At 34.3% G+C, this 24,887-nt stretch carries 24 protein-coding genes and 2 tRNA genes; 19 read left to right on the plus strand and 7 right to left on the minus strand.

What is annotated here, in order from left to right; genetic code table 11:
- Positions 1-4: 4 nt before the first annotated feature.
- The 7 genes from M2326_RS08625 to M2326_RS08655 all read left to right on the plus strand — a co-directional run bounded on the left by M2326_RS08625 (position 5) and on the right by M2326_RS08655 (position 8,025).
- Complete coding sequence (locus M2326_RS08625; protein ID WP_264619161.1) at positions 5-1,024, plus strand: hypothetical protein; 1,020 nt, start codon at positions 5-7, stop codon at positions 1,022-1,024.
- A complete protein-coding gene (locus M2326_RS08630) occupies positions 1,014-2,015 on the plus strand; it encodes a glycosyltransferase family 2 protein (RefSeq protein WP_264619162.1) in 1,002 nt (333 codons plus the stop codon). The genes M2326_RS08625 and M2326_RS08630 overlap by 11 nt, the downstream gene beginning before the upstream one ends.
- A 79-nt stretch (positions 2,016-2,094) precedes the next feature.
- The gene (locus M2326_RS08635; protein WP_264619163.1) at positions 2,095-3,027 is read left to right on the plus strand and encodes a hypothetical protein; all 933 of its coding nucleotides are present in this window, start codon (positions 2,095-2,097) and stop codon (positions 3,025-3,027) included.
- Entirely contained in the window at positions 3,024-4,142 is a 1,119-nt protein-coding gene (locus M2326_RS08640) for a glycosyltransferase family 4 protein (RefSeq protein ID WP_264619164.1), read from the plus strand. The genes M2326_RS08635 and M2326_RS08640 overlap by 4 nt, the downstream gene beginning before the upstream one ends.
- Complete coding sequence (locus tag M2326_RS08645; RefSeq protein WP_264619165.1) at positions 4,139-5,218, plus strand: glycosyltransferase; 1,080 nt, start codon at positions 4,139-4,141, stop codon at positions 5,216-5,218. Before M2326_RS08640 ends, M2326_RS08645 begins: the two co-directional genes overlap by 4 nt.
- Positions 5,215-6,564, plus strand: coding sequence for an O-antigen ligase family protein (locus M2326_RS08650; protein WP_264619166.1), 1,350 nt, complete (start codon positions 5,215-5,217; stop codon positions 6,562-6,564). Before M2326_RS08645 ends, M2326_RS08650 begins: the two co-directional genes overlap by 4 nt.
- A 66-nt stretch (positions 6,565-6,630) precedes the next feature.
- Positions 6,631-8,025, plus strand: coding sequence for a sugar transferase (locus tag M2326_RS08655; protein WP_264619167.1), 1,395 nt, complete (start codon positions 6,631-6,633; stop codon positions 8,023-8,025).
- Between the two features lie 79 nt (positions 8,026-8,104).
- On the opposite strand, the gene M2326_RS08660 is transcribed toward M2326_RS08655, so the two are convergent.
- Together M2326_RS08660 and M2326_RS08665 are read right to left on the minus strand one after the other, a co-directional pair.
- Positions 8,105-9,241 carry a DUF4105 domain-containing protein gene (locus M2326_RS08660; RefSeq protein WP_264619168.1) on the minus strand — a complete coding sequence of 379 codons (1,137 nt, stop codon included), beginning with the start codon at positions 9,239-9,241 and terminating at the stop codon, positions 8,105-8,107.
- A 41-nt stretch (positions 9,242-9,282) separates the two neighbouring features.
- Entirely contained in the window at positions 9,283-10,353 is a 1,071-nt protein-coding gene (locus M2326_RS08665; RefSeq protein ID WP_463671343.1) for a putative type IX sorting system protein PorV2, read from the minus strand.
- A gap of 181 nt (positions 10,354-10,534) precedes the next feature.
- Between M2326_RS08665 and M2326_RS08670 the strand changes: the two genes are divergently transcribed.
- Together M2326_RS08670 and M2326_RS08675 are read left to right on the plus strand one after the other, a co-directional pair.
- Positions 10,535-11,248, plus strand: coding sequence for a CDP-alcohol phosphatidyltransferase family protein (locus M2326_RS08670; RefSeq protein WP_264619169.1), 714 nt, complete (start codon positions 10,535-10,537; stop codon positions 11,246-11,248).
- A 9-nt stretch (positions 11,249-11,257) separates the two neighbouring features.
- Positions 11,258-12,121, plus strand: a complete 864-nt coding sequence (locus tag M2326_RS08675; protein ID WP_264619170.1) for a glycoside hydrolase family 25 protein — start codon at positions 11,258-11,260, stop codon at positions 12,119-12,121.
- Between the two features lie 148 nt (positions 12,122-12,269).
- Here M2326_RS08675 and M2326_RS08680 read toward each other — a convergent pair whose 3' ends face one another.
- The 4 genes from M2326_RS08680 to M2326_RS08695 form a co-directional block, all read right to left on the minus strand.
- Positions 12,270-12,506, minus strand: a complete 237-nt coding sequence (locus M2326_RS08680; RefSeq protein WP_264619171.1) for a DUF5808 domain-containing protein — start codon at positions 12,504-12,506, stop codon at positions 12,270-12,272.
- A gap of 100 nt (positions 12,507-12,606) precedes the next feature.
- Positions 12,607-13,347: an LPS export ABC transporter ATP-binding protein gene (gene lptB / locus M2326_RS08685; RefSeq protein WP_264619172.1), complete on the minus strand. Its 741-nt coding sequence runs from the start codon at positions 13,345-13,347 to the stop codon at positions 12,607-12,609.
- 84 nt (positions 13,348-13,431) lie between these two features.
- Positions 13,432-14,241: a twin-arginine translocase subunit TatC gene (gene tatC, locus M2326_RS08690; RefSeq protein WP_264619173.1), complete on the minus strand. Its 810-nt coding sequence runs from the start codon at positions 14,239-14,241 to the stop codon at positions 13,432-13,434.
- Positions 14,241-15,206, minus strand: a complete 966-nt coding sequence (locus M2326_RS08695) for a KpsF/GutQ family sugar-phosphate isomerase (RefSeq protein WP_264619174.1) — start codon at positions 15,204-15,206, stop codon at positions 14,241-14,243. The genes tatC and M2326_RS08695 overlap by 1 nt, the downstream gene beginning before the upstream one ends.
- A gap of 85 nt (positions 15,207-15,291) precedes the next feature.
- On the opposite strand from M2326_RS08695, the gene M2326_RS08700 reads away from it, so the two are divergent.
- Positions 15,292-17,487 carry an ATP-dependent DNA helicase RecQ gene (locus tag M2326_RS08700; protein WP_264619175.1) on the plus strand — a complete coding sequence of 732 codons (2,196 nt, stop codon included), beginning with the start codon at positions 15,292-15,294 and terminating at the stop codon, positions 17,485-17,487.
- A 199-nt stretch (positions 17,488-17,686) separates the two neighbouring features.
- Here M2326_RS08700 and M2326_RS08705 read toward each other — a convergent pair whose 3' ends face one another.
- Positions 17,687-17,926: a hypothetical protein gene (locus tag M2326_RS08705; protein WP_264619176.1), complete on the minus strand. Its 240-nt coding sequence runs from the start codon at positions 17,924-17,926 to the stop codon at positions 17,687-17,689.
- 173 nt (positions 17,927-18,099) lie between these two features.
- Here M2326_RS08705 and M2326_RS08710 point away from each other — a divergent pair, with 173 nt between their 5' ends.
- From M2326_RS08710 to tnpA, 9 genes are all read left to right on the plus strand, one after another.
- Positions 18,100-19,665: an NAD(P)/FAD-dependent oxidoreductase gene (locus tag M2326_RS08710; protein WP_264619177.1), complete on the plus strand. Its 1,566-nt coding sequence runs from the start codon at positions 18,100-18,102 to the stop codon at positions 19,663-19,665.
- Between the two features lie 76 nt (positions 19,666-19,741).
- The gene (idi, locus tag M2326_RS08715; protein WP_264619178.1) at positions 19,742-20,269 is read left to right on the plus strand and encodes an isopentenyl-diphosphate Delta-isomerase; all 528 of its coding nucleotides are present in this window, start codon (positions 19,742-19,744) and stop codon (positions 20,267-20,269) included.
- 52 nt (positions 20,270-20,321) lie between these two features.
- Entirely contained in the window at positions 20,322-20,732 is a 411-nt protein-coding gene (locus M2326_RS08720; protein WP_264619179.1) for a 6-pyruvoyl trahydropterin synthase family protein, read from the plus strand.
- Positions 20,732-21,199, plus strand: a complete 468-nt coding sequence (locus M2326_RS08725) for a peroxiredoxin (protein ID WP_264619180.1) — start codon at positions 20,732-20,734, stop codon at positions 21,197-21,199. The genes M2326_RS08720 and M2326_RS08725 overlap by 1 nt, the downstream gene beginning before the upstream one ends.
- 6 nt (positions 21,200-21,205) lie before the next feature.
- The gene (locus tag M2326_RS08730; RefSeq protein WP_264619181.1) at positions 21,206-22,168 is read left to right on the plus strand and encodes a type I phosphomannose isomerase catalytic subunit; all 963 of its coding nucleotides are present in this window, start codon (positions 21,206-21,208) and stop codon (positions 22,166-22,168) included.
- Between the two features lie 56 nt (positions 22,169-22,224).
- A complete protein-coding gene (locus M2326_RS08735) occupies positions 22,225-22,491 on the plus strand; it encodes a hypothetical protein (RefSeq protein WP_264619182.1) in 267 nt (88 codons plus the stop codon).
- A gap of 78 nt (positions 22,492-22,569) precedes the next feature.
- Positions 22,570-22,643, plus strand: a tRNA-Thr gene (locus tag M2326_RS08740).
- A 187-nt stretch (positions 22,644-22,830) separates the two neighbouring features.
- Positions 22,831-22,904: transfer RNA gene (locus M2326_RS08745), tRNA-Thr, on the plus strand.
- Between the two features lie 1,197 nt (positions 22,905-24,101).
- Positions 24,102-24,533 carry an IS200/IS605 family transposase gene (tnpA, locus tag M2326_RS08750; protein ID WP_264619183.1) on the plus strand — a complete coding sequence of 144 codons (432 nt, stop codon included), beginning with the start codon at positions 24,102-24,104 and terminating at the stop codon, positions 24,531-24,533.
- Positions 24,534-24,887: the final 354 nt, after the last annotated feature.

Genomic DNA, 24,887 nt, shown 5'->3' on the forward strand with positions numbered 1-24,887 from the left:
TATCATGATTAAACTTTATACAGATCAATCGTTTTTGACCGAAGCAAATAGAAAAGTAGTTTTTCCACTTCTATTTGATCTGTGGTATTTGCCCAATACTGTTTTATTAGAAAAATACCAATTGGTAGACTCCGTAGAAAGTTGTGATATTGCAGTTATACCTGTAGATTTGGCTCATTATGGTATGACAAAAATGATACATAGTTTTATACAAAAAGCACTTCACGCCAAGAAAATGGTTTGGGTATATAGTGCGGGTGATTATGGGCAAACACTAACGTACCCCGTGTATACCTTCAGGCACGGTGGCATTGGGAGTAGACTTGATATGTTAACTTTTGTTTTGCCTGCATTTATTTCAGACCCTTTAAAACACCTAAGTCATAAATTTGAGCCTTTGAATAAAGAATCAAAACCACAAATAGGATTTGTAGGCCATGCAAATAATTCTGTTTCGAAAAGAATCAAGGAGTTACTTATTTTTTTAAAATATCGTTTTGATAAAATTACGGCAAAGTTAAAAACAGATGGGCAGCCTTTTTATCCTTCGAGTAGTAAAAGATTTAAGTTACTGCAATTACTGGCAGCTGACGATAACATTGATACTGATTTTATTTTTCGAAAAAAATATAAAGGTGGATTTACCAATCAACAAGATAGCAATCAAGGGACTACCGTATTTTTTGAAAATATAGATCGAAATCCTTATACTTTTTGTCTGCGAGGCGCAGGTAATTTTTCGGTTCGATTTTATGAAACCTTAGCGATGGGTAGGATTCCATTTGTGATTGACACTGATTTTAAGTTACCTTTGAATCATAACATTGATTGGAAAAACTATTGTGTAATTGCTTCAGAAAAACAAGTAGTTCAAAAATTATTGTCTTTTCATAATTCAATTTCCGAATCAGATTTTAAAAAAATGCAAGTAGAAAATCGCAATTTATGGCTGAATTTTCTAGAAAGAGAAGCTTATTTTTTACAGGTCTATACGGTTTTTAAACAAAAAATAAATGAAGTTTAGTTTAGTCGTTTGTACCTATATGCGTCCGCAAGCTGTTTTGCAACTTTTGCAGTCGGTACAGCTGCAGACTTTATATCCCAACGAAATTTTAATCATTGACGGGAGTCCTAGCGATGATACAAAAATCATTTTTGATAACAATCATTTTGAAAATTTGGTTTATCGAAAGGTATCTCCTGAATTTCGAGGGTTAACAAAACAGCGTAATTTTGGTGTGCAAAATGTAAGTGCGTCTAGTGAAATCATCTGTTTTCTTGATGACGATACGGTATTGAAATCACAGTATTTTTTTGAAATTATAGAAGTTTTTAAGCACAATCCAGAGTATATTGGAGTGGGTGGTATATCAATCAATGATTATCTATGGCAAACTAAAAAGCCTGATGTCAATTATGATAAAAATAAATTTTATGAATTTGAAGGATATGTCTATCCTGAAGGCCTGCGTAATGTGGTGCGCAACAAACTAGGCTTATCCTCGGACTTAGGCCCAAGTAGAATGCCTGCTTTTTCACACGGGCGTACTTGTGGTTTTCCGCTCAATGACAAAATCTATGAAGTTGATTTGTTAATCGGAATGTCGATGTCCTTTCGAGCTAAATTATTTAAAGAAATCAGTTTTTCAACCTATTTCGAAGGATATGGGTTATATGAGGATGCCGATTTTAGTCTTCGAGCTTTAAACTATGGCCAGAATGCTATAAGTACCAAGGCGCAATTGTACCACAATCATGAACCTTCGGGCAGACCCAATCAATACCATTACGGCAAAATGGTGGTTAGAAATGGCTGGTATGTGTGGCGCGTCAAAAATCCAAGCCCAACCTTAAAAGCAAAACTAAAATGGCATTCCATTACGATAGTGTTGATGTTGATTAGGTATAGTAATGTAGTAACTACAAAGACAAAAAAAGAGGCTTTTACTGAAGCAATTGGTAGAACTGTGGGTTGGTGGAGTTTGTTATTTAATAAACCTAAAACTATTATTTAAATTAGAAAACTTAAACTTAAATAAAATATAAATGGTTTACGTATACGCCTTATGTAATGTTTATTATGACTCATTTTATTTGAAAGGGTTAAAAGAGCTATTTTCTTCCTACGAGTTTAATGTGGATAAATTCCCTAAATTTAGACAAGGAGTTTTTGCTGTTTTAATACAAGAAGACGAGTTAGATGTCAAATTAATTATTGATTCAGCCGATTCCCCCTGTATTGATGAAGATTCGTTGAAATGGTGTGACGTTTATGGAAAAGTAAACTATATCAGTTCTAGTATCCCAGAAATTTATGGACAGAGGGTACAACCGATCGGTCCAAGTTTCGGAATAAAAATTTGGAGCTATCCAAACTCTATTTTTATTTCTATAATGAATTTTATAAAATGCAAAGAGGCTATATCTAATAAAAGAGAGTTTTTTGCAAATTATTGGCGACAAAATAAGAGATTGCCACTAGAGTGTTATCAATCTTCACCTACGGCAGATGATTATGTTTTTTTTGCAGGATCAATTTGGAAAAATGAAAGAATGACTAATTTGGCTAGATCTAAGTTTATTGAAGCATGTAAAAAAAATAATACTATTATCTTTGAAGGTGGATTTGCGCCTAGAAATGATGGTGATAATATGGCATTTGATAATTTAGTTGTTTCCAAAAGATACAGTTTAAAAGATTATTTAAAAAACACTAAACAATCAACTATTGTTTTTAATACACCAGCAGTTTTATCTTGTCATGGTTGGAAACTAGGAGAGTTTCTAGCTTTAGGAAAGGCAATTGTCACAACGAAACACATTAATATTCTTCCTGCTGATCTAAGGAATAATGTTGAAGTTGTATATGTTGATGACATTGAATTAATTGAGAATGATGTAAAAGCAATTCTCCAAAATAGGAATCGTAGAGTTAACTTAGAGCAAAATGCAAGAACATATTTTGATACCTATTTGGCTCCCAAAAGTGTAATTAAAAAACTATTGTATCCTGATATTATTTTATGAAATTCCTAATCGTCACACATGTCCCGCACATTACAGCGCAAAATCGATTTTTTGCCTATGCGCCTTATGTGAACGAAATGAATATTTGGATTGAAAATGTAGATGAACTTAGTATCCTTGCACCTAAGAGCGTGGAGACTTTGTCGGCGATTGATACCTGCTATGTTCATGATCGTATTCAGTTCATTCCAGTAGCGAATTTTGATTTTTTAAATAGTAAAAACAGTTTTTTGGCGGTTACAAAATTCCCTAAAATATGTTGGAAGATGTTTAAGGCAATGCAACAAGCAGATCATATTCACCTCCGTTGCCCTGGTAATATAGGATTGCTGGGTTGTTTCGTTCAGATTTTATTCCCAAATAAAACAAAAACGGCAAAGTATGCAGGCAACTGGGATCCGAAGTCAGCTCAACCATGGACATACAAATTACAATCTTGGTTATTAAATAATAGGTTTTTGACTAGAAAAATGACGGTGTTGGTATATGGTGAATGGCAAAATCTATCAGCAAACAGTAAACCATTCTTCACCGCCACCTACAGAGAGGCTGAAAAAATAGAAATCCAAAAGAGAACATTTAAGGGAGCGATAAAATTCCTTTTTGTAGGGACTTTGGTTCAAGGGAAAAACCCATTGTATGCCATACAGTTAGTTGAACAATTACTTTCGAAAGGAGTATCGGCTACGTTAGAACTATACGGAGAAGGAGTGGAAAGACACATGCTAGAAGACTACATTGTCAAGAACAAATTAGAAAACTCAATTACTTTAAAAGGAAATCAAAATAGAGAAATACTCCAGCAAGCCTACCAAAACACTCATTTTGTACTATTACCTTCGGATAGCGAAGGATGGCCAAAAGCAATTGCTGAAGGAATGTTTTGGGGCGCTGTGCCTATTGCAACCGCTATTTCTTGTGTGCCGTATATGCTTGATCACGGTCAAAGAGGTATTTTAATCGAAAAGAATTTAGATAAAGATGTGGTAGCTATTTGTGATCATATTAATAATGTTCAAAAATACCACACCGTTAGTGCCAAAGCATGGGCATGGTCACAGCAATTTACTATGGATAGATTTGAAATAGAAATTAAAAAATTTCTCCAATCATGAGAATTATACAACTTATTGATTCTCTCGAGGCTGGCGGAGCTGAGCGTATGGCAGTTAATTATGGCAATGCATTGGCGAGCTGTATTGATTTTTCGGCAGTGGCATCAACTAGAGCTGAAGGACCTTTAAGAGCGGCACTTTTACCTACTACGCATTATTTTTTTCTAAATAAAAAAAGTGCACTCGATCCAAAGGCAATATGGAGATTGAGACAGATAGTGAAGCGACATAAGGTCGAGATGGTGCATGCGCATAGTACGTCCATCGTGACTGCTTTTTTGCTTAAACTAGTTTGCCCTTCGATAAAACTCATTTGGCACGACCATTATGGCGATAGTAATTTTTTGAATAAAAGAGATAAAGGGTTGTTTCGAATGATATTGCCTTTTTTTAACGGAATTATATCAGTCAATCATGATTTGAAAAAATGGACGATAGAACAACTTCATTTTGCAAACACAGTATACATTCCTAATTTTCCTGTCGTAGATTTTGATACTACTGCTGCGATACGTTTAAAGGACGATGCCAATAAAAGAATCGTTTGTTTGGCTAATCTTCGACCTCAAAAAAATCACTTTTTATTGCTTGAAGTTGCTTTGTTAGTGAGACAATCGCATCCCGACTGGACCTTTCATTTGATTGGAAAGGATTTTGACGACGACTATTCTTTTCGAATAAAAGCAAAAATAAAAGCCTTAGATCTAGAACAAACTATATTTTTGTACGGTACTCAAAATGCTGTTCAGGAAATTTTAGCACAAGCCAACATCGGCATTTTAACTTCAGCTTCTGAAGGCTTACCAGTTGCTTTGCTTGAGTATGGTTTGGCAAGGTTAGCAGTTGTCACAACCGCTGTTGGAGAGATTCCGTCGATTATTACTGAGGACAAAAATGGTTTTTTAGTTTTAAACCAAGAAGCAGCTGAATTTTATGAGAAATTAGTTCAATTGATGGAGAGTACTCAGTTACAGAATAAATTTGGGTTGGCATTAAATAAAACCATAAAAGAGTCCTACTCGCAAGAAAGTGCACTCGACGTCTATATGCCGTGGGTTCAAAAAATAGTGAAATGAAAAAAGAAGAGATTAATTATATAATTTTATTACTAATCCATGTCGGCATTGGGTTTATGGTGTATTTGCTACCTATCCTTGCTAAGCTATACGGTTTTTTAGGTCTGTTTATCGGAATGTATTACGTGATTCAATCAAAAAACAGGAATCATGAATGCCTTTATGCAGCAGCTTATTTGGTAGGAAGTGAGCTTTTACTGCGAATGACCAATGGAAATATCACGTATGAGTTTTCAAAGTACGGGGTGATGATCTTTATTTTTATGGGAATGCTTTATACTGGTTTCTCTAAAAAAGGATATATCTATTGGTTGTTTATTATACTACTAATTCCGGGTGTGATTTTGTCTACATTCTCGTTGAATTTTGATACCGACATCAGGAAAGCAATTGCCTTTAATATTTCGGGGCCAATTTGTTTGGCTTTGACTGCATTATACACTTATAGAAGGGCAATTACATTGCAGCAGTTCAATAATTTGATGTTAGCTTTAGGGCTTCCAATTGTAAGTGCAATGATTTATTTAATATTTTACACACCTAATATTAGAGATGTAATTACTGGGACAGCATCTACCTATGCAACTTCGGGAGGTTTTGGACCAAATCAAGTAGCAACATATTTGGGGTTGGGAATGTTTGTTTTTTTTTCAAGAGTTATTTTAGAGTCAAAGTCAAAAATTATTGTAATTATTAATTTAATTATAGCATTTAATTTTTTCTATCGTGGAATGGTAACTTTCTCTAGGGGAGGAATGGTTACTGGATTATTAATGTTTGGTATATTATTGCTCTCCTTGTATTTTAAAACTAATGGAGTTGGGAAATTGAAACTTGGTTTGATCATTATAATTATTGGAGCTGTGATGGTGGGCGCATGGAGTTATACATCTTTTCAAACTGGTGGTCTGATCAATAAGAGATATGCAAATCAAGATGCAGCTGGTCGTGAGAAAGAAAATAAATTTACAGGAAGAGAGATGATTGCACTAAGTGAGATTGATATGTTCTTTGATAATCCAATTCTGGGAGTAGGAGTAGGTAAAGGTGTAGAAATTAGAAAAGAGAAGTCTGGGGTATTTGTTTTATCACACGATGAAATTACACGAATGATGGCTGAACATGGTTCTCTGGGTGTACTTGGCTTACTCATTTTAATTTTAACTCCAATGGCTTTGTATTTTGAAAAAGGATATAATATATATCTACTGTGCTTATTGTCATTTTGGTTTTTAACTATTAATCATGCTGCAATGCGTACAGCGGTATCTGCATTTGTTTATGGAATTGCATTATTAAATGTAAAGCTGATGCCTGATAAATCAATATCAAAACAGCAAAATTAAATAGGACGTGATTATGAGAGTTTCTTTCTAAAAGAACTAAATTGCGCCCAAAACCACGATTACGATATGCCCAATAACAAAATACATTTTGAGATATCAGAAAGAAAAGCAATTTTACATCTTTTTGATGCTTTATTTGTTGTACTTGCGCTATACGTAGTGGGGCAGTATTTTGATGTTCTCTATCTAAAACAAATTATTGCATCAAAAACCTGTTTGATACTGTTGGTTATTTATCTAAACGTGTTTGGAGTTGTTTTTGAAATGTACAATATTCAAACAGCCAGTAATGAATTTCAAATTTTAAAGAGCACATTACTTTGTGTATCTTCCACGGTTTTGGTCTATTTATTAACGCCATTGTTATCTCCCTTATTACCATCGAATAGGCTGCAAATTCTTTTATTCTATTCAATAGTATTTGCTGTTTTGATGTCTTGGCGATTATTTTATGTAAAATTTTTGGCTTCTACTCGTTTTTCTCAAAATGCCTTGTTAATTTGTACCGAAAATGAAGTAGAAAGTTTAATACAAGGGCTTGAAAATATAGACCCACATTATAAAATAGTAGCTTTTGTAGCTACAGATTGGGAGGAAACCATAAACACAAACCCGCATCACTACGTTGAATGTGTAGTAAAAGCAAATTTGTTGACGTATGTAAAAAAAATGGAAATCTCTGAGATTGTAATCGCTTCTCAAATCACAACCGGAATCGAAGCAGACTTATACCATCAATTAATTAAATTATTAGAAGCAGGAAAAGTTATACGGGAGTATGCACAGTTGTATGAATCCAAAACATATCGGATTCCAGTACATCAAATGGGTGGGGATTTTTATCGGTTTTTCCCTTTTAGCCGTAGTAATCACAACAAGTTGTATTTGTTTGTAGTTCGTATTATTGAATTAATAATAGCCGTTGTAGGACTATTTTTAGGGTCACTTTTGTTGCCTTTTATAGTGATAGGAAACAGTATTGGCAATCGAGGTAGTTTACTGTACAGTCAAGAACGAATTGGTAAAGACGGTCATCCATTCAAAATTCTAAAATTACGTACGATGGTTAAAAATGCTGAAACCAATGGGGCTGTTTTCGCAACCACAAACGACAATAGAATCACAGCTTTTGGCAAGTTTCTCAGGAAAACAAGAATAGACGAAATTCCTCAATTTATCAATGTTTTAAAAGGTGAAATGGGAATTATTGGGCCACGACCAGAACGCACAGAGTTTGTCGAATTAATAGCCAAAACTATGCCTTTTTACGAAACCCGTCATATCATAAAACCAGGGTTAACAGGTTGGGCTCAAGTTAATTATTCGTATGGCGAAAATATAGATGATAGCTTGGTTAAATTACAATATGATCTATATTATATCAAACACAGAAGCTTTTTTTTAGACTTAAATATTACTTTCAAAACCATTACTACAGTTCTTTTTTATAGAGGACAATAGTTATCGTTTTTTTATCAAAATAATGTTACACTTTTAGCTTTTACATTTAATGTATTTTAACCGTTTCTTAAACTTTTCCTTAGATAATAATAGAAATACGCTTATTATGTTTCAATGCTAATTTCACCAATAAATAGCCGTTGGTGAAAATCATAGGCAACACAATCAAGAAATGTACTTTGTTAATCAAAATAACAATATAAATTACCAATAAGAGAAGACTGAACAGCGCCAAGTAATAAAGCCACTTTCTTTGTGTAGCTCCATAAAAGCAAAACGAAAGGATGAGTAATGGGTTAAATAAAAGTACATTGTAATTGTTTGCCAACTCCAAATGACCTGAGTAAAATCCTAAAAACACAAAAAGGACTCCAATAGTTCCCATACTAAAAAAGTAGATCTGATTGATAATTTTTAGATTCAAAATAACAATTAAACCTAGGAAAATCAGATAGCTATAACCATTATTCCACCAAGAGGAAGGAACTAGAGGAGCATAGTTCAATAATGTTTTTGTTTCAGTTTGTACTAGTTTTTGATTGCGAAAGGTGGACAGCTTTAGATTCTCCATCAAATCTAAAGGAAGAAATATATGGTCGCTAATAGCGTCAACTTTACTTCCAAAAATAATACTTGTTCCCAATTGTTCGTAAAAATGATTATCAAAATAGGGATATAAAATACTTCTATACGTTAGTTCTGAGGTAGTTTTTTTACTAATAGCAGCTTCTCCCAAGGTTGTGTTGATAATATCTATAACCATAGTTGTACAGTTTTTATCAATAAATTTATACCGATATACACTTTCTCCAGAGCTCAATGCAGTGTTGAGGTTGTCAAAAAGTTTTTGTTTCAAATCTAGCGGTAAAGCCAGCTCTTGCTCATAAACATTACGGTGCTCATAAGTATAATCGGCCATAAAATCATTAAAAGGGTGTGTTATGGCAAAATAATCTAGATCTCCTTTAGCAAACTTCGAAACAAAATTGGGAGTGTTAAAATCAAACGCTCCATAGTTATACACTACATCAATATAAGTTGTTTCATCTGCAATCCGAAGGGCAGTATGACCAAAAAGGGAGTACGACTCGTTACCAGTGCCACAAGTCAGAATACTTATTTTTGTTCGTTCAGACAAAATAATATTTTGGCTATAGGATTCTAAACCAAGAAGGAAAGTTAATAAGAGCGTGATTTTGAAAATGGTGATTTTCATCGGTAGTGTTTTTTATCGAAGCCAAAACAGCTTCGTTCTGGTTATCGTCTAAATTGTCCTAAATCTACTTTTAACGAAAAAATATTAGAATATAATGTAGTGTTTTGATTGCCAATATTAGTCAGTGCATAATCCACTTGTATACCACGGTATTTAAAACCCAATCCAATATTGGGCTGAAATTCTATTCTTTGACTGCTATCCAACTGGGTTACATTTTGAAAATTTCCTACGCCTGCTCGTACAAAAACCAAATCGGTATAACCAAATTCTAGTCCCAATGCAGGATCGATACTCGCAAATTTAGTCGAAATCAAATCATTAGTTTGACTAAAGCGCATGTTCAAATTGGTAGCTGCCAAAAGGCTGTAATCATAGTGAAAAATAAATTTTTTTGAAATCCCCAACTGCAGTTTTGGAGCTGTAATCTCCGTTGATTCGGGTAATTCTTGATTTTGACCTGCCACAGCATCTGATACTTTCTTATACTCTTTTTCGTTGATATTCCAAACATTGTAAGTGGTCGTAATATCTCTTGCCATCAGTCCAAATTTCCAATTGTTTCGTTCCAATTGTACACCAGCATCAAAACCAAAACCCCATGCATTGGCAAATTTACCAATGATGCGTCGAATGATTTTTGCATTCACCCCATATTGAAACCCTTCGATAGGGAGTTTTCTAGCATACGAAAAAGTGAAAGCATAGTCGGCAGTAGAGAATAAACTAATTCGATTATAATCAATATTCCCTTGACTGTCAATTAATTCAGTAGTATTCAAAATATCATCTACACCAAAACGAATCAACGATATTCCCCAAGCACTTTCGTCATCAATAGGACTCGCATAGGCTAAGTAATCGTACTTAGCAATATTAGCAAAGTAGTTAGCATGCATGACAGATATTTGGTGATCTTCCAAGTGAACCAAACCTGCGGGATTCCAATAACCAGCATTTACATCATTACTCGATGAGGTTACCGCATTGGCCATTCCCAAAGCAGCTGCATCAACACCAATATTCAGGAACTCATTAGAATATTTTCTAACAGTTTGTCCATAATATGTACTGCAAATGGAGAGGAATATAAAACACAGGAAATTTCTCAATATTTTGGTTTTGAAATACAAAGGTTATTATTTTTGTTCAAAAATATAATTTTTTAATGAGCTTCCTTCTTTTTGGGGTAAATAAAAGGTCAAGAACCGGTAGTTGTTGAAAATCTATACTATAAAACTCCGCTTTCATTCACTTATTGTATTAAATTTGTCCAAAATTAAAAATCAAATCATGCAAACGATAAAGAAGCAGATTCCTAATTTAATCACTTTATTAAATTTATTTTCGGGTTGTATCGCGCTAGTTTATGCCGCAGAATCTAATTTTGAATACGCATTTTATTTTGTGTGTTTGGGTATTTTTCTAGACTTTTTTGATGGTTTTTTTGCTCGTTTGTTTAACGTTGCAAGCCCTCTAGGGCTGCAGTTGGACTCTCTTGCCGACATGGTTACTAGTGGTGTCGCTCCGGGATATGTAATGTTTATGATGTTGAAAAATAGCCAACACGAAATTTCAACACACCCTATGTTTGCATATTTAGGTTTCTTGATCACTTTGGGTTCTTGCTATCGTTTGGCCAATTTTAATATTGACACCAGACAAACAGAGTCTTTTATTGGGTTGCCAACACCAGCCAACACCTTATTTATTCTAAGCTTACCATTAGTGATTTTATATGGAGACTCTTTACTTATATTAGAGTTACTGACCAATCAGTATTTTTTAATGGCTATTATTGTCGGGAGTGTATATATTCTGAATGCCGAAGTTCCCTTATTTTCTTTAAAATTGAAAAAATTCACAATCAAAGACAACCTGCTGCAAATCATATTTTTACTGTTTTCATTTGTGTTTGTACTTTTATTTCATTTTGGAGGTGTGCCATTAACGATCCTTTTTTATATACTACTTTCAGTTGTTAACAACAAATGGATCAAGAAGTAAGCACGGTAAATGAGAAAAAAAATTGTCAGACGTAGAACAACCACAACACGAAAAGTCACCAAGAAGAGCAATCCTTTCTATGTAAAAATAAAAAAGGTTTTTATCTATCTCGTATTGCTAGCTTTTTTAATAGCTACACTTTATCACTATAGAATCGGTATCGCTTATTACTTTAGTTTCAAAACCAATAAAACAGTCACCGAGAATGACGAAAGCAAACGACTATCCGACATACGCAATCGTCAAGTATTAGAAAATATCGATGGAAAATCAATCGGAATCGACGTGTCCGAGTATCAAGGTAACATCAAATGGTCCTATGTAGATACGCTCGAGAATACCTATCCCATACACTTTGTATTGATTCGTGCCACTGTAGGTTCCGATAGATTAGACAAAAAATATACAAAAAATTGGGAAGGTTCCAAAAAAAATAAAATGATTCGAGCTGCCTATCATTATTACCGACCAAACGAAAACTCTATCGATCAAGCCGAATTGTTTATCAAAAACGTGCAGTTGAGTAAAGGTGATTTACCCCCCGTTTTGGATATCGAAAAACTACCAAAAAATCAATCCGTTGAAAGACTAAAAGTCGGCTTAAAACGATGGCTTACCTACGTAGAAGCACACTACCATGTTCGCCCAATAATTTACACAGGAGAAAAATATTATGATGATTTCTTAAAAGAGGAATTCAGTGATTACTTATTTTGGATTGCCAACTACAACTTCTATCGTGAAGAGATGGACAACGACTGGCTATTCTGGCAATTTACCGAAAAAGCTTCCGTGCCTGGGATAAAAGGGAATGTAGATGTCAATATTTACAACGGAGACTTGCAGCAATTACAATTCATTACCGTGGATTAAAGTATAGATAGTAATAATTTGGGCGTGCCTCAACTTCCACTATCGTTCCAGTTGAGTCGGGCTATACGTTACAATCTTTTTTGGGCAAAAAAGCCCAAAAAAGGATTTTCACTGCTATCCCTCACGCAAAACCATAACCGACTATAAACTATGTTTTTTTGTAAGTAATAAACAGTACTATAAAAATAAAGAACAGCAACATTCCAACAAAATACAAAACCGACTTGGTGTTGGCAAAATTTACCGTGCTACCCATCCATTCGATCTTCTTTGGTGGAAAAAGTCTTTTGTCTTCAGGCTTATAATAAAAGATACCCCAAACCCAATTGTTCGGGTCTTTACTCCACTGATCTAGAGTTTCCTTGCTAGGTGTATTATTTTCCATCTTTATGCAGCTTTAATTTTTTTTGCTTGTGTGACTAAAATCAATTTATAATTTAAACTAAAAGAAGAAGTAGTAATCCGTTTTATCCGCGTCACAGTATTTAAAATTCGATTTTCTTTTTACGCAATTCAAAGTTCTGGCCAAGATATACTCTACGTACCATTTCGTCTTCAACTAATTCTTCAGGAACTCCAGCTTTTAAAATCCCACCTTCAAACATTAAGTAAGTTTTATCAGTAATTGCAAGCGTTTCTTGTACGTTGTGGTCAGTAATAAGGATGCCTATATTTTTGTTTTTCAATTGTGCCACAATCCGCTGAATGTCTTCTACTGCAACGGGGTCTACTCCAGCAAATGGCTCATCAAGTAAAATAAACTTTGGGTCGGTTGCAAGACAGCGTGCAATTTCGGTTCGACGACGCTCTCCACCCGAAAGTAAATCTCCACGATTCGTACGTATGTGTTCCAAGCTAAACTCTTCAATCAAACTTTCCATTTTTGCAACTTGCGCTTCTTTCGAAAGCTTGGTCAATTGCAAAACGCTTAAGATATTGTCTTCGATACTTAATTTTCTAAAAACAGAAGCCTCTTGTGCCAAATACCCAATTCCATGCTGAGCACGTTTGTACATCGGATAATCCGTTATGTTCAAATCATCCAAGTAGATGTTTCCAGCATTGGGTTTTACCAATCCCACAATCATATAGAAAGAAGTCGTTTTTCCAGCTCCATTTGGACCTAGTAAACCAACGATTTCTCCTTGGTTTACTTCTACCGAAATACCTTTTACTACACTTCGTCCTTTATATGTTTTTACTAAATTATCAGCTCTTAAAATCATTTTGTATGTTTGAGTGTTCTAATTTTCTGTGTTTAGACTTTACAAATAAACGAATAAACTACAGCATTTAATCATAAATATTTGTTACGATTGCTTTTCTTTCTTATATACCAATACCGATAAAAATATACTAGCTTCATAGATTAACAACATAGGAACAGCAACAATTGTTTGACTCACAACATCTGGTGGAGTAACAATAGCTGCAATAATCAATACCAATACAATGGCATATTTCCGGTAATCTCTTAAAAATTTTGGATTTACAAGTCCAAGCTTAGTCAAAAAGTAAATGATAATAGGCATTTCAAAAAATAATCCACTAGCAATTACAGATGTTTTTACCATACCAATATACGAGTCCAATGTAAATTGATTCAGTACAACACTACTCACCGTAAAAGTGGCTACAAAGTTGACAGACATCGGAATAACAATAAAATAACCAAAAAGTACTCCTAAGAAGAAAAGTAATGAAGAAAAGAAAATGAAAACGCGAGCATTTTTTTTCTCATTGTCATAAAGAGCTGGACTGATAAATTTCCAAATTTCCCATAATATAAAGGGGAACGCCAGAATAAATCCAGCCAAAAGACAGATCCAAATAAAGACGTTTACTTGCCCTTCCATTTCTGTATTTTGAATAATAAAAGGCATTTCGGTAACGCAAATGCTTTCTGCAAATCCAAGTTGGTGTGACAATTCACACATGTAGGTATAGGTGAAGAAGGTGGGTCTAGTGGGGCCAAATATAATGGTATCAAAAAGGTAATCACTAATAAAGTAGGTAAAACACGCCATGATGATTATCGCAATCGTACTGCGGACCAATAACCATCTTAAATCTTCTAGATGATCCAAAAAGGACATCTCACTTTGGTTTTTCTTTGTCATTATATAATTCCTTCTTTTAAAATATCGTGTAAATGCAATACACCTTTGTAGGTTTTGTCTTCAACAACAATCAGTTGTGTGATTTTAAAGTCTTCCAGGATGTTTAAAGCCTCGGCGACCATTGTAGACGATTGAATCAATTTTGGATTTTTGGTCATAATGTCTTTAGCGGTCAAATTAACAAACGAATCACGATCATTCAACATGCGACGAATATCACCATCGGTAATAATACCTATGACTTGGTTATTTTCAACAACGGCAGTAACTCCCAAACGCTTCTCAGAAATCTCAAAAATTACCTGTTTGATAGAAGCATCAGGAGTAACTATAGGTTTTAAAGTATGCTCTAGCATATCATTTACCTTCAGTAATAGTTTTTTACCCAATGCGCCTCCAGGATGATAAATCGCAAAATCTTCGGGTTTGAAATGTTTAAGTTCCATTAAACAAACGGCAATTGCATCTCCCATGACCAATTGTGCCGTAGTACTATTGGTGGGAGCAAGGTTGTTTGGGCAAGCCTCTTGTTCAACAGTCGTGTTCAATACAAAGTCAGATCCTTGTGCAAGAAATGATGACATATTACCTGTAATAGCTATCAAAGTGTTACCAAAACGTTTTAATAACGGGACCAATACTTTTATTTCGGGACTATTTCCGCTTTTAGAAATGCAAATAATTACATCCTCATTTTGTACCATACCTAGGTCGCCATGAATGGCTTCTGCAGCATGAAGAAATAAGGAAGGGGTTCCAGTAGAGTTAAAAGTAGCCACTAGTTTTTGTGCAATGATGGCGCTTTTTCCTATACCAGTGACAATTAGCCGGCCTTTAGAATTAAAGATGGCTTGTGTGGCATCGTAGAAACTATCGGTAAGGAAGTCCGTTAATTTGGCAATCGCATCACTTTCAGATAGAATCGTTTTTTTGGCAATAGCCAATATATTTTCTTTTGATATCAAAACAGAATGGTTAAAATTTGTAATTATGAAAGAAATGTTTATCTTTATAAAGTGCAAATTTAGATAAAATACCATATAATAAAGAATGAATTCAAACGAAATTGATATCCATAAGGAATTAAAGAAATATTTTGGTTTTAGTCAGTTTAAAGGACTGCAGGAACAAGTAATTAAAAGTTTGCTCAATAAGCAAAACACGTTTGTAATTATGCCCACTGGTGGTGGTAAATCACTTTGTTATCAACTACCCGCTTTGACAAGAGAGGGGACTGCTATTGTAGTTTCTCCTTTGATTGCTTTAATGAAAAATCAAGTAGATGCTATTCGTAGTTTGTCTTCAGAAAACGGTGTGGCTCATGTTTTGAATTCCTCTTTAACAAAAACGGAAATTACACAAGTCAAAAAAGATATTACTTCTGGTTTGACAAAATTACTCTATGTTGCTCCCGAGTCCTTAACAAAAGAAGAGAATGTGAATTTCCTTAAAAGTGTAACGATATCGTTCGTTGCCATTGACGAAGCGCATTGTATCTCAGAATGGGGACACGATTTTAGACCAGAGTATCGAAATCTGAAAAATATAATTAAACAAATAGGAGACGTTCCAGTTATCGGTCTTACCGCTACAGCAACTCCAAAAGTACAAGAAGACATTCTTAAAAATTTGGATATGTCTGATGCAACAACGTTCAAAGCATCGTTCAATAGACCTAATCTCTATTATGAAGTACGCACAAAAACAAAAAATGTAGAGTCAGATATTATTCGATTCATACGTCAACACAAAGGGAAATCTGGTGTCATCTATTGCCTAAGTCGCAAAAAAGTTGAAGCAGTTGCAGAGGTATTAAAAGTAAATGGAATTAGTGCTGTTCCATACCATGCAGGGTTAGATGCAAAAACGAGAGCCAAACATCAAGACATGTTTTTAATGGAAGATGTAGATGTTGTTGTGGCTACTATTGCATTTGGAATGGGAATTGATAAGCCAGATGTGCGTTTTGTTATTCATCATGATATCCCAAAATCATTGGAGAGTTACTACCAAGAAACTGGTCGAGCAGGTCGTGACGGTGGCGAAGGTCATTGTCTTGCGTACTACTCTTATAAAGATGTGGAGAAATTAGAAAAATTCATGTCAGGAAAACCAGTGGCAGAACAAGAAATTGGTTTTGCTTTACTCCAAGAAGTCGTGGCCTATGCCGAAACTTCAATGTCAAGAAGGAAGTTCTTATTGCATTACTTTGGAGAAGAATTTGATGATGAGACAGGTGATGGTGCCGATATGGATGATAATGTTCGAAATCCAAAGTCGAAAGTAGAAGCCCAAGATCAAGTAGTTAAATTGCTTGAAATCGTCAGAGATACAAAACACATATATAAATCCAAAGAAATTGTATTTACATTAATTGGTAGAGTTAATGCAATGATCAAAGCACATCGTACAGATGTACAGCCTTTTTTTGGAAGCGGAAATAAATTTGATGAAAAATACTGGATGGCATTATTGCGTCAAGTGTTAGTAGCGGGTTATTTGGCTAAAGATATTGAGACCTACGGAATCGTAAAAATAAACCAAAAAGGATTGGATTTTATTCAAAATCCTTCTTCGTTTATGATGTCAGAGGATCATGAATATAATGAGTCCGAAGATGAAGCTATTGTTTCAGCTTCGAAAGTGACTGCTGCCATCGATGAAAATTTGATGAATATGCTTCGCGAATTACGAAAAAAAGAAGCCAAGAAAATTGGAGTACCTCCTTTTGTAGTTTTTCAAGATCCTTCATTAGAGGATATGGCTTTGAAATATCCTATTTCCGTCGAAGAGTTAGTTAATATTCACGGTGTCGGAGAAGGAAAAGCCAAAAAATATGGAAAAGAATTTGTTGCTTTAATTATGAGATATGTAGAAGATAATGATATAATTCGACCTGACGATCTAGTAGTGAAATCTACTGGAACTAATTCGATAAATAAATTATATATTATCCAAAATATTGATCGAAAATTGTCACTTGATGATATCGCTAAAGCAAAAGGCTTAACCATGGATACTTTAATCAAAGAAATGGAACAGATTGTATATGCGGGCACAAAGTTAAATATCAAGTATTGGATTGACGAAATGCTAGACGAAGACCAGCAAGAAGAAATTTACGATTATTTTATGGAATCGGAGTCAGATAAAATTGATGGAGCACTCAAAGAATTTGATGGTGATTATGATATTGACGAACTACGATTGATGCGTATCAAGTTCATTAGTGAAGTAGCAAATTAAAAGGTAGTTACTTTTGAAGATGTTTTTTGTTGGTCTTGGCGAAATGCTTTTATTTTTGAATTTAGTACTAGATTTATATAAAGTGCTATATAAATCTATTTGTTTATTAGAAATAAAACTTCAAGATTAAGGCTGTTTTGGATTTAAAAGATACTATATTAAGGTAGCTGAATTCCAAATAACGAGCATTGTGTGTCACTTACTCTTCATACAATTCTGCACGATGAGGTTTCAGAATATCGCGTATCTGTATCATGTGCTCATCGGTTACTACCATGAAAGCAATTGCATGCATCTCATTTTTAATTTCGAACCCCGTAACTTTCAGCGGTAGTTTTTCAATGTCGATATATTCTTTAAGATGAATTTCATGATGTTCAGCAGTTTTTGCGCCGGAAGGACCACGAAAATCCCAAATCATTTTTATTTTTCTAGACATAATTTAGTTTCAAATGTTTGAAAGGCAAAGATACGAAGACTAACGTTATATGAAATAATGAAAATGGAATACTTTATAACGAATAGAAATTCATTTCAATATACTATTTTTGTCCTTTCATGCTATTTTCGAAATTCGAAATGGAATTATGCATGTTGTAATTAAACCAAACAATGCCTCAAGAACTTCTCATACAAGTCACACCCGATATAGCCAGTAATGAATCTTTGTTAAAGGATTTTATTGGAAAGAAACTACAAATTCCTATAAGTGAATTGCAACAAATTGTTATTTTGAAACGCTCTATTGATGCTCGTCAAAAAGCAATCAAAATGAATTTGAAAGTTGTAGTTTATACCAAAGGGGAGCTTTTTCAAGAAAATAAAATAGAGTTACCCGATTATCCCTCGGTAGTAAACGCTCAAGAAGTAATTGTGGTTGGAGCTGGTCCAGCAGGGCTTTTTGCTGCTTTGCAATTGGTAGAGCTAGGGTTACGTCCTATTGTGATTGAAAGAGGTAAAGATGTAAAAGGACGTAGACGCGATTTGAAAGCTATCAATGTTGATCATATTGTAAATGAAGATTCTAATTATTGTTTTGGTGAAGGCGGTGCAGGTACCTATTCGGATGGAAAGTTGTACACACGTTCCAAGAAACGTGGTGATGTAACTAGAATTTTAGAATTACTAGTAGGTTTTGGTGCAACTCCAGATATTTTGGTAGAAGCTCATCCACATATTGGTACCAATAAATTACCACAAATCATTCAAGATATTCGAGAAAAAATTATAGAATGTGGTGGCAAAGTACTTTTTGAAACAAGAGTAACAGATATTTTGACCAAGAATAATGAAATCGAAGGAGTTGTTACTCAAACGGGTGATATGATTCGGGCTAATAAATTAATTTTAGCAACAGGGCATTCAGCTCGTGATATTTTTGAATTATTAGATAGAAAAAAAATATTTATAGAGGCTAAGCCTTTTGCGTTGGGTGTTCGCGCAGAACATCCGCAATCATTGATCGATAAAATTCAGTATTCCTGTGATTATAGGGGTGAACTTTTGCCTCCGGCTCCTTATAGTATTGTGAAGCAAGTAGGAGGTAGAGGGATGTATTCGTTTTGCATGTGTCCCGGTGGAGTGATTGCTCCGTGTGCGACAAGTCCTGGCGAAGTAGTGACAAACGGTTGGTCTCCCTCAAAAAGAGATCAAGCAACGGCTAATTCCGGTATTGTTGTCGAATTAAAGTTGGAGGATTTTAAACCGTTCCAGAAATATGGTGCCTTGGCAGGGATAGAATTCCAGAAAAGTATCGAACAAAAAGCATGGCATTTAGCAGGAGGGACTCAAAAAGTACCTGCACAACGAATGGTTGATTTTATACAAAATAAAGTTTCTAGCGAAATTCCAAAGACTTCTTATGTTCCTGGAACTACCTCAGTGGAAATGGGACAAGTATTCCCAGGGTTTTTAAGTCAGATTTTAAGAGAAGGATTCTCAGAGTTTGGTAAGTCCATGAAAGGATATTTAACAAATGATGCCATTCTTCATGCTCCTGAATCTAGAACTTCTTCTCCTGTTCGTATTCCTCGTGACGGAATCACATTTGAGCACCTGCAAATAAAAGGTTTGTATCCTTGTGGTGAAGGTGCAGGATATGCAGGTGGAATAATTTCCGCAGCCATTGATGGTGAAAAATGTGCGCAAATGATTGCGCAAAGCCTCAATAAACAATAGTTAAATTTAATTTATCCATTTAGTAATCCTCATGTAATAGTATTTCTTTTGTATTTTTGTGAGGCTAAAAATAATTATGATAGAAGAAAATGTAATATTAGTTAATGAAAAAGACGAACAAATTGGTTTAATGCCAAAATTAGAAGCGCATGAGAAAGCACTTTTACATCGTGCTTTCTCAGTTTTTGTTTTAAATAATAACAACGAAATAATGCTCCAACAACGAGCAGCTCATAAATATCATTCTCCTTTATTGTGGACAAATACCTGTTGTAGTCATCAACGCGAAGGAGAAACCAATTTGGAGGCAGGAAGTCGTAGACTTTTTGAAGAAATGGGTTTTAAAACCGAATTAAAAGAGTTATTTCATTTTATATATAAAGCACCTTTTGATAATGGATTGACAGAGCATGAATTAGATCATGTGATGATTGGTTATTATAATGAAGAGCCTAAAATCAATATTGAAGAAGCGGAAAGTTGGAAATGGATGAGTATAGATGCCGTTCAGGAAGATATGAAAAATCAACCAGAATTATATACTGTATGGTTTAAAATAATTTTTGAAGAATTTTATCATTTTTTAGAAGAGCATAAAATATAATTGGGCAACTATAGCTCGAGGTTTTGAGAGTAAAAAAAAAGTATTCATAGGTATGAAAGTAACAATAAGTAGAAAAGCACATTTCAATGCGGCTCACCGTTTGTATCGCAAAGACTGGTCTTTCGAAAAAAACGATGCCATATTTGGCAAATGTAATAATCCCAATTATCATGGTCATAACTATGAGCTTATTGTGAGTGTTACTGGAGCAATCGATCCAGAAACAGGTTTCGTTATCGATGTGAAGATTTTAGCAGATATTATTAAAGAAGAAGTGGAAAATCCTTTTGATCATAAAAATCTAAATCTTGATGTTTCAGAATTTCAAGATCTTAATCCAACAGCAGAAAATATTGTCGTGGTTATTTGGGATAAAATCAGAAAAAGAATTCAGTCAGATTTCGAACTTGAAGTGGTATTGTATGAAACACCACGTAATTTTGTAACTTATAAAGGAGAATAATGACTTTGAAGGTAGGAGATAAAGCACCCGTGTTTTGTTTGAAAGATGTCGATGGGAACAACTTTGATAGTGAATCACTGATTGGTAAAAAAATGGTAGTTATTTATTTTTATCCAAAAGACAATACTGCAATTTGTTCAGCGCAAGCCTGCAGTTTCAGAGATAATTACCAGGATTTTCAGGATTATGGAGCCGAATTAATAGGTGTCAGTAGCGATAACCAGCAGTCTCATCGCGATTTTTCAAAGAAATATAAGCTTCCTTTTGTTTTATTGTCTGATGAAAATCAAAAGATTAAAAAACAATTTGGCGTGTCATCACAATTTTTTGGTTTACTTTCGAGTAGAATAACTTTTGTAATTGATGAAAATGGTATTATTCAAATGATTTTTGATTCCGTTTTAGGAAAAGCACACATTACAAAGGCATTAAAAAAAGTAAAAGAACTAGCAATTATCAATAAATAACAACATATGAATTTGTATCCATTACAATTTGAGCCGATCTTAAAGGAAAGAATATGGGGAGGGGAAAAGCTGAAAACGGTCTTGAATAAATCAATTACATCCAGTATAACAGGAGAAAGTTGGGAGTTATCGGCTGTCAAAGACGATGTAAGTGTAGTTGCCAATGGCGAGTCCAAAGGAAAAGCATTGACAGATTTGATAGAAACCAATCCAAACGAAATATTAGGAACAGCAGTTTACCAGAAATTCGGTAAAGATTTTCCGTTATTATTTAAATATTTGGATGCAAAACAAGATCTTTCGATTCAGGTACATCCCAACGATGCTCTAGCACAAAAACGCCATAACTCTTTTGGGAAAACAGAAATGTGGTACATCATGCAAGCCGATAAAGACGCACGCATAATTGTAGGTTTTAAAGAGGATTCAAATGCTAAAGAATATGTGCAAAATTTAGAAGATAAAACGCTCTTGTCAATTTTAGATACCGTTGAGGTAAAACAAGGAGACGTTTTTTTTCTTGAAACAGGTACGGTTCATGCTATTGGGGCAGGACTAGTAGTTGCTGAAATTCAGCAAACGTCTGATATTACATACCGACTTTATGATTTTGATCGAGTAGATGCTAGTGGTAATACAAGAGAGTTGCATATAGATTTAGCCTTAGACGCAATAAATTATAATAAAGTTGATACGTTTAAAGCTTATACTCTCAATACCAATGAATCAAATACGATTGTAGATTGTAAATATTTTACAACAAATTCAATTCCACTTGACGGTTCAATCGCAATAAACAAAACAGGAGAGACTTTTACAGTTTATATGTGTATTGAAGGAGATTTTAATGTTACTGCTAACAATCAAAAGTATCTCTTCAAAAAAGGAGATACTGTTCTGATTCCAGCGGGATTAAAAAGTTATGAAGTTAGTGGAAAAGCTTCTCTTTTAGAAATTTACATTTCATAGTAGGGAATAGAAAGATTATATGTATTTTTGCACACGCAAATTAAAATTAAAAAAAAATGGCAAACGTTAAGAATTTAAAAAAAGACATCAACTACGTTTTAGGTGATATTATTGAAGCGGTTTATTTATTCGAAATCTCTACTACAGGAAAACCAACTGATGAAACGAACAATTTGATAGATGAAGCTATCGCAGCATTTGATGTTTTGATCGCAAAAGTGAACGCTAAGAACGTTGAAAATAAAAAAGCTCATTTCAAACAAATCAATGTTGAATTGGAACAAACTGCAAATCAATTGATTGCTAAGATAAACGATTTGTAGTCAAAAAAAACTACGAAAAAGTGCAAATTTATTTTGGTGAATTCAAAATCATGCTTATATTTGCACCCGTAATGAGACGCCAGCGTAGCTCAGTTGGCTAGAGCAGCTGATTTGTAATCAGCAGGTCGTGGGTTCGAGTCCCTCCGCCGGCTCATCGTAAAACCATCTAACTTTTGTTAGGTGGTTTTTTTGTTTTAGATTAGTAGGAATTTGTATTTTTTTTTTAATCGTGTGTTGTTGGTTTTTTCTGTAAAATCATGTCAAAAAAAATATGAAAAAAAAACAGTTGTTTTGTTGCAGTTGTTGAAATGATGCTTATATTTGCACCCGAAATGAGACGCCAGCGTAGCTCAGTTGGCTAGAGCAGCTGATTTGTAATCAGCAGGTCGTGGGTTCGAGTCCCTCCGCCGGCTCATCGTAAAACCATCTAACTTTTGTTAGGTGGTTTTTTTATTTTTAGGAAGTTCTGTTTTTGGTTGTAGCTCTTTTTACAGGAGCAGCACATCTAGTTTTTCATTTGTTAATTCAGTCCCGTTATTCGCTCCAATCTTTTTTGCGGCCAAAAAAAGCCTCAAAAAAGGATTTCCACTACTACCGGGGCTAGGAGGGAAGTATGGTTCTTCTTTGTTCTTATCCTGAAGCACTATTTCAAACTACCTTATGTAGATGTGTAAATGGCGTCAAGCTGTAATGTTTGCGCTTGTATAGCTGTTCATTTTGCATGCTATAGAGAAGAGTTATGCATATTTTACTGATTTGAGCAGATTAGTTAGTTTTTTGGATGTGTTAGTATTTAGAGTCTACCTGTTGATAAGTAAAGGTTTATCCGTAGATAAAGATATAAAATTTTAAGTTTACCTTTTTTGTATTTCTGGACACGTATGTAATGTATGTATAGCCAGTGAGTGGAGTTACTTAGAATTATAAAAGGGATGGTGATTGCAATTTAAGTCTTTAGTGATATAATATCAAACTATCAAGTTGTCTAGATCCTGAAGCTTCAGGAAGGGAGTTGAAAAACTCGTTTAAGGTATGTTTTTAATAAGCTCAATTTGGTGTTAGGTAAATAACTTAATGATATTTTAATTTTACCTCAGGTGTTGTGGGCGTATGTATGTATGTAGTTCAGATAGGCAATTAGTGAATCTGCACACTATTAATTGCAGCCAGCTTTAGCTGGATGGTAACTTTAAGTGATTCAGTCAATTTCTCTAATGCCGTTAAGTATGACATATGGGTACCGAAGAGCATGAAATGATGCTGTTAGTACCATAGGTATAATATATTACTCCTGGAATACATTCTTTAATTTTTCAACACATTCATTTTAATGTATTATGTGCAGAATAATGCCATAAGGCATGATACATGATTTAGTAGGTTCAAATAATTTACATGGTACAAAATATTTATTACAATTCACTATTGGTGTAGTAATTGTTTACAAGCATGATATATTGGTAGTAAAAAAAAGATCTACATCATCAAGTTAGTGCCGTAGGTACGATAAAATATAACTGAAACACATTCTTTTATTGGTCCCAAAAATAGTTAAAACTATGTACTTTGGTGCATTTCGCTTTTAGCTTCTAAAAATGTACTTTTGAGATATGGATTTTCAAAGAGTAAATGGACATACAGTATCAAGATTGACGGTTCATATAGTTTGGGCTACAAAATATAGATATGCAGTTTTGCAGGGAGACATAAAAACCCGCTGTAGAACTATTTTAGTACAAAATTGTGAAGCGGAAGGAGTGCAAATATTAAAAGGGGTTGTGTTAAAAGATCATATGCATATTAAATATCGACCCTATCAAGATGTTAGCACTTTGGTTAAATTAATGAAAGGTCGTTCTTTAAGAAAACTACAAATAGAATTTCCAGAACTTAAAAAAAGATATTGGGGTCGTCATTTTTGGGCAATTGGTTTTGGGTGTTGGAGTACAGGTAATATTACAGATGAAATGGTAAATCAATATTTGGAACATCATCGAAGCCCGAATGAAAGTAATAATGATAACTTCATAATTGAAGACTAGCAACATGCAGACTTTAAGTCTGACAACCAAATCTATGAACTTTAAGTCCATAGTGGTTTAGTTGTCCACAAATTCATTCTAATATATTATGTTTAGAATAATGTCATCAGGCACGATACTTGATTTAGGAGGATCTAGTAGTTTACCCGCAACAATATGTTAACTGCAGTTCGCTACTGGTATAAATAATGCCGTTAGGCATGACATATAGGTAGCAAAAAAAAAAATTACGTCATCAAGGTAGTGCTGTAGGTACGATATATTATTTCTAGTTATGTTCGTTCTTATATTATATGTGTAGAATAATGCTGCTAGATATCATAAATAGTTATAGTAAGTCCAAAAGGTTTATAC

This window comes from Flavobacterium psychraerolatum (assembly GCF_025960985.1).
Classification (GTDB): Bacteria; Bacteroidota; Bacteroidia; order Flavobacteriales; family Flavobacteriaceae; genus Flavobacterium.

Excerpts from the sequence above, each read along its gene's own strand:
- M2326_RS08625 (WP_264619161.1), top strand. The coding sequence starts at position 5 with ATGATTAAACTTTATACAGATCAATCGTTTTTGACCGAAGCAAATAGA.
- M2326_RS08630 (WP_264619162.1), top strand. The coding sequence starts at position 1,014 with ATGAAGTTTAGTTTAGTCGTTTGTACCTATATGCGTCCGCAAGCTGTT.
- M2326_RS08640 (WP_264619164.1), top strand. The coding sequence starts at position 3,024 with ATGAAATTCCTAATCGTCACACATGTCCCGCACATTACAGCGCAAAAT.
- M2326_RS08645 (WP_264619165.1), top strand. The coding sequence starts at position 4,139 with ATGAGAATTATACAACTTATTGATTCTCTCGAGGCTGGCGGAGCTGAG.
- M2326_RS08650 (WP_264619166.1), top strand. The coding sequence starts at position 5,215 with ATGAAAAAAGAAGAGATTAATTATATAATTTTATTACTAATCCATGTC.
- M2326_RS08655 (WP_264619167.1), top strand. The coding sequence starts at position 6,631 with ATGCCCAATAACAAAATACATTTTGAGATATCAGAAAGAAAAGCAATT.
- M2326_RS08660 (WP_264619168.1), bottom strand. The coding sequence starts at position 9,241 with ATGAAAATCACCATTTTCAAAATCACGCTCTTATTAACTTTCCTTCTT.
- M2326_RS08670 (WP_264619169.1), top strand. The coding sequence starts at position 10,535 with ATGCAAACGATAAAGAAGCAGATTCCTAATTTAATCACTTTATTAAAT.
- M2326_RS08675 (WP_264619170.1), top strand. The coding sequence starts at position 11,258 with ATGAGAAAAAAAATTGTCAGACGTAGAACAACCACAACACGAAAAGTC.
- M2326_RS08680 (WP_264619171.1), bottom strand. The coding sequence starts at position 12,506 with ATGGAAAATAATACACCTAGCAAGGAAACTCTAGATCAGTGGAGTAAA.
- lptB (WP_264619172.1), bottom strand. The coding sequence starts at position 13,347 with ATGATTTTAAGAGCTGATAATTTAGTAAAAACATATAAAGGACGAAGT.
- tatC (WP_264619173.1), bottom strand. The coding sequence starts at position 14,241 with ATGACAAAGAAAAACCAAAGTGAGATGTCCTTTTTGGATCATCTAGAA.
- M2326_RS08700 (WP_264619175.1), top strand. The coding sequence starts at position 15,292 with ATGAATTCAAACGAAATTGATATCCATAAGGAATTAAAGAAATATTTT.
- M2326_RS08705 (WP_264619176.1), bottom strand. The coding sequence starts at position 17,926 with ATGTCTAGAAAAATAAAAATGATTTGGGATTTTCGTGGTCCTTCCGGC.
- M2326_RS08710 (WP_264619177.1), top strand. The coding sequence starts at position 18,100 with ATGCCTCAAGAACTTCTCATACAAGTCACACCCGATATAGCCAGTAAT.
- idi (WP_264619178.1), top strand. The coding sequence starts at position 19,742 with ATGATAGAAGAAAATGTAATATTAGTTAATGAAAAAGACGAACAAATT.
- M2326_RS08720 (WP_264619179.1), top strand. The coding sequence starts at position 20,322 with ATGAAAGTAACAATAAGTAGAAAAGCACATTTCAATGCGGCTCACCGT.
- M2326_RS08725 (WP_264619180.1), top strand. The coding sequence starts at position 20,732 with ATGACTTTGAAGGTAGGAGATAAAGCACCCGTGTTTTGTTTGAAAGAT.
- M2326_RS08730 (WP_264619181.1), top strand. The coding sequence starts at position 21,206 with ATGAATTTGTATCCATTACAATTTGAGCCGATCTTAAAGGAAAGAATA.
- M2326_RS08735 (WP_264619182.1), top strand. The coding sequence starts at position 22,225 with ATGGCAAACGTTAAGAATTTAAAAAAAGACATCAACTACGTTTTAGGT.
- tnpA (WP_264619183.1), top strand. The coding sequence starts at position 24,102 with ATGGATTTTCAAAGAGTAAATGGACATACAGTATCAAGATTGACGGTT.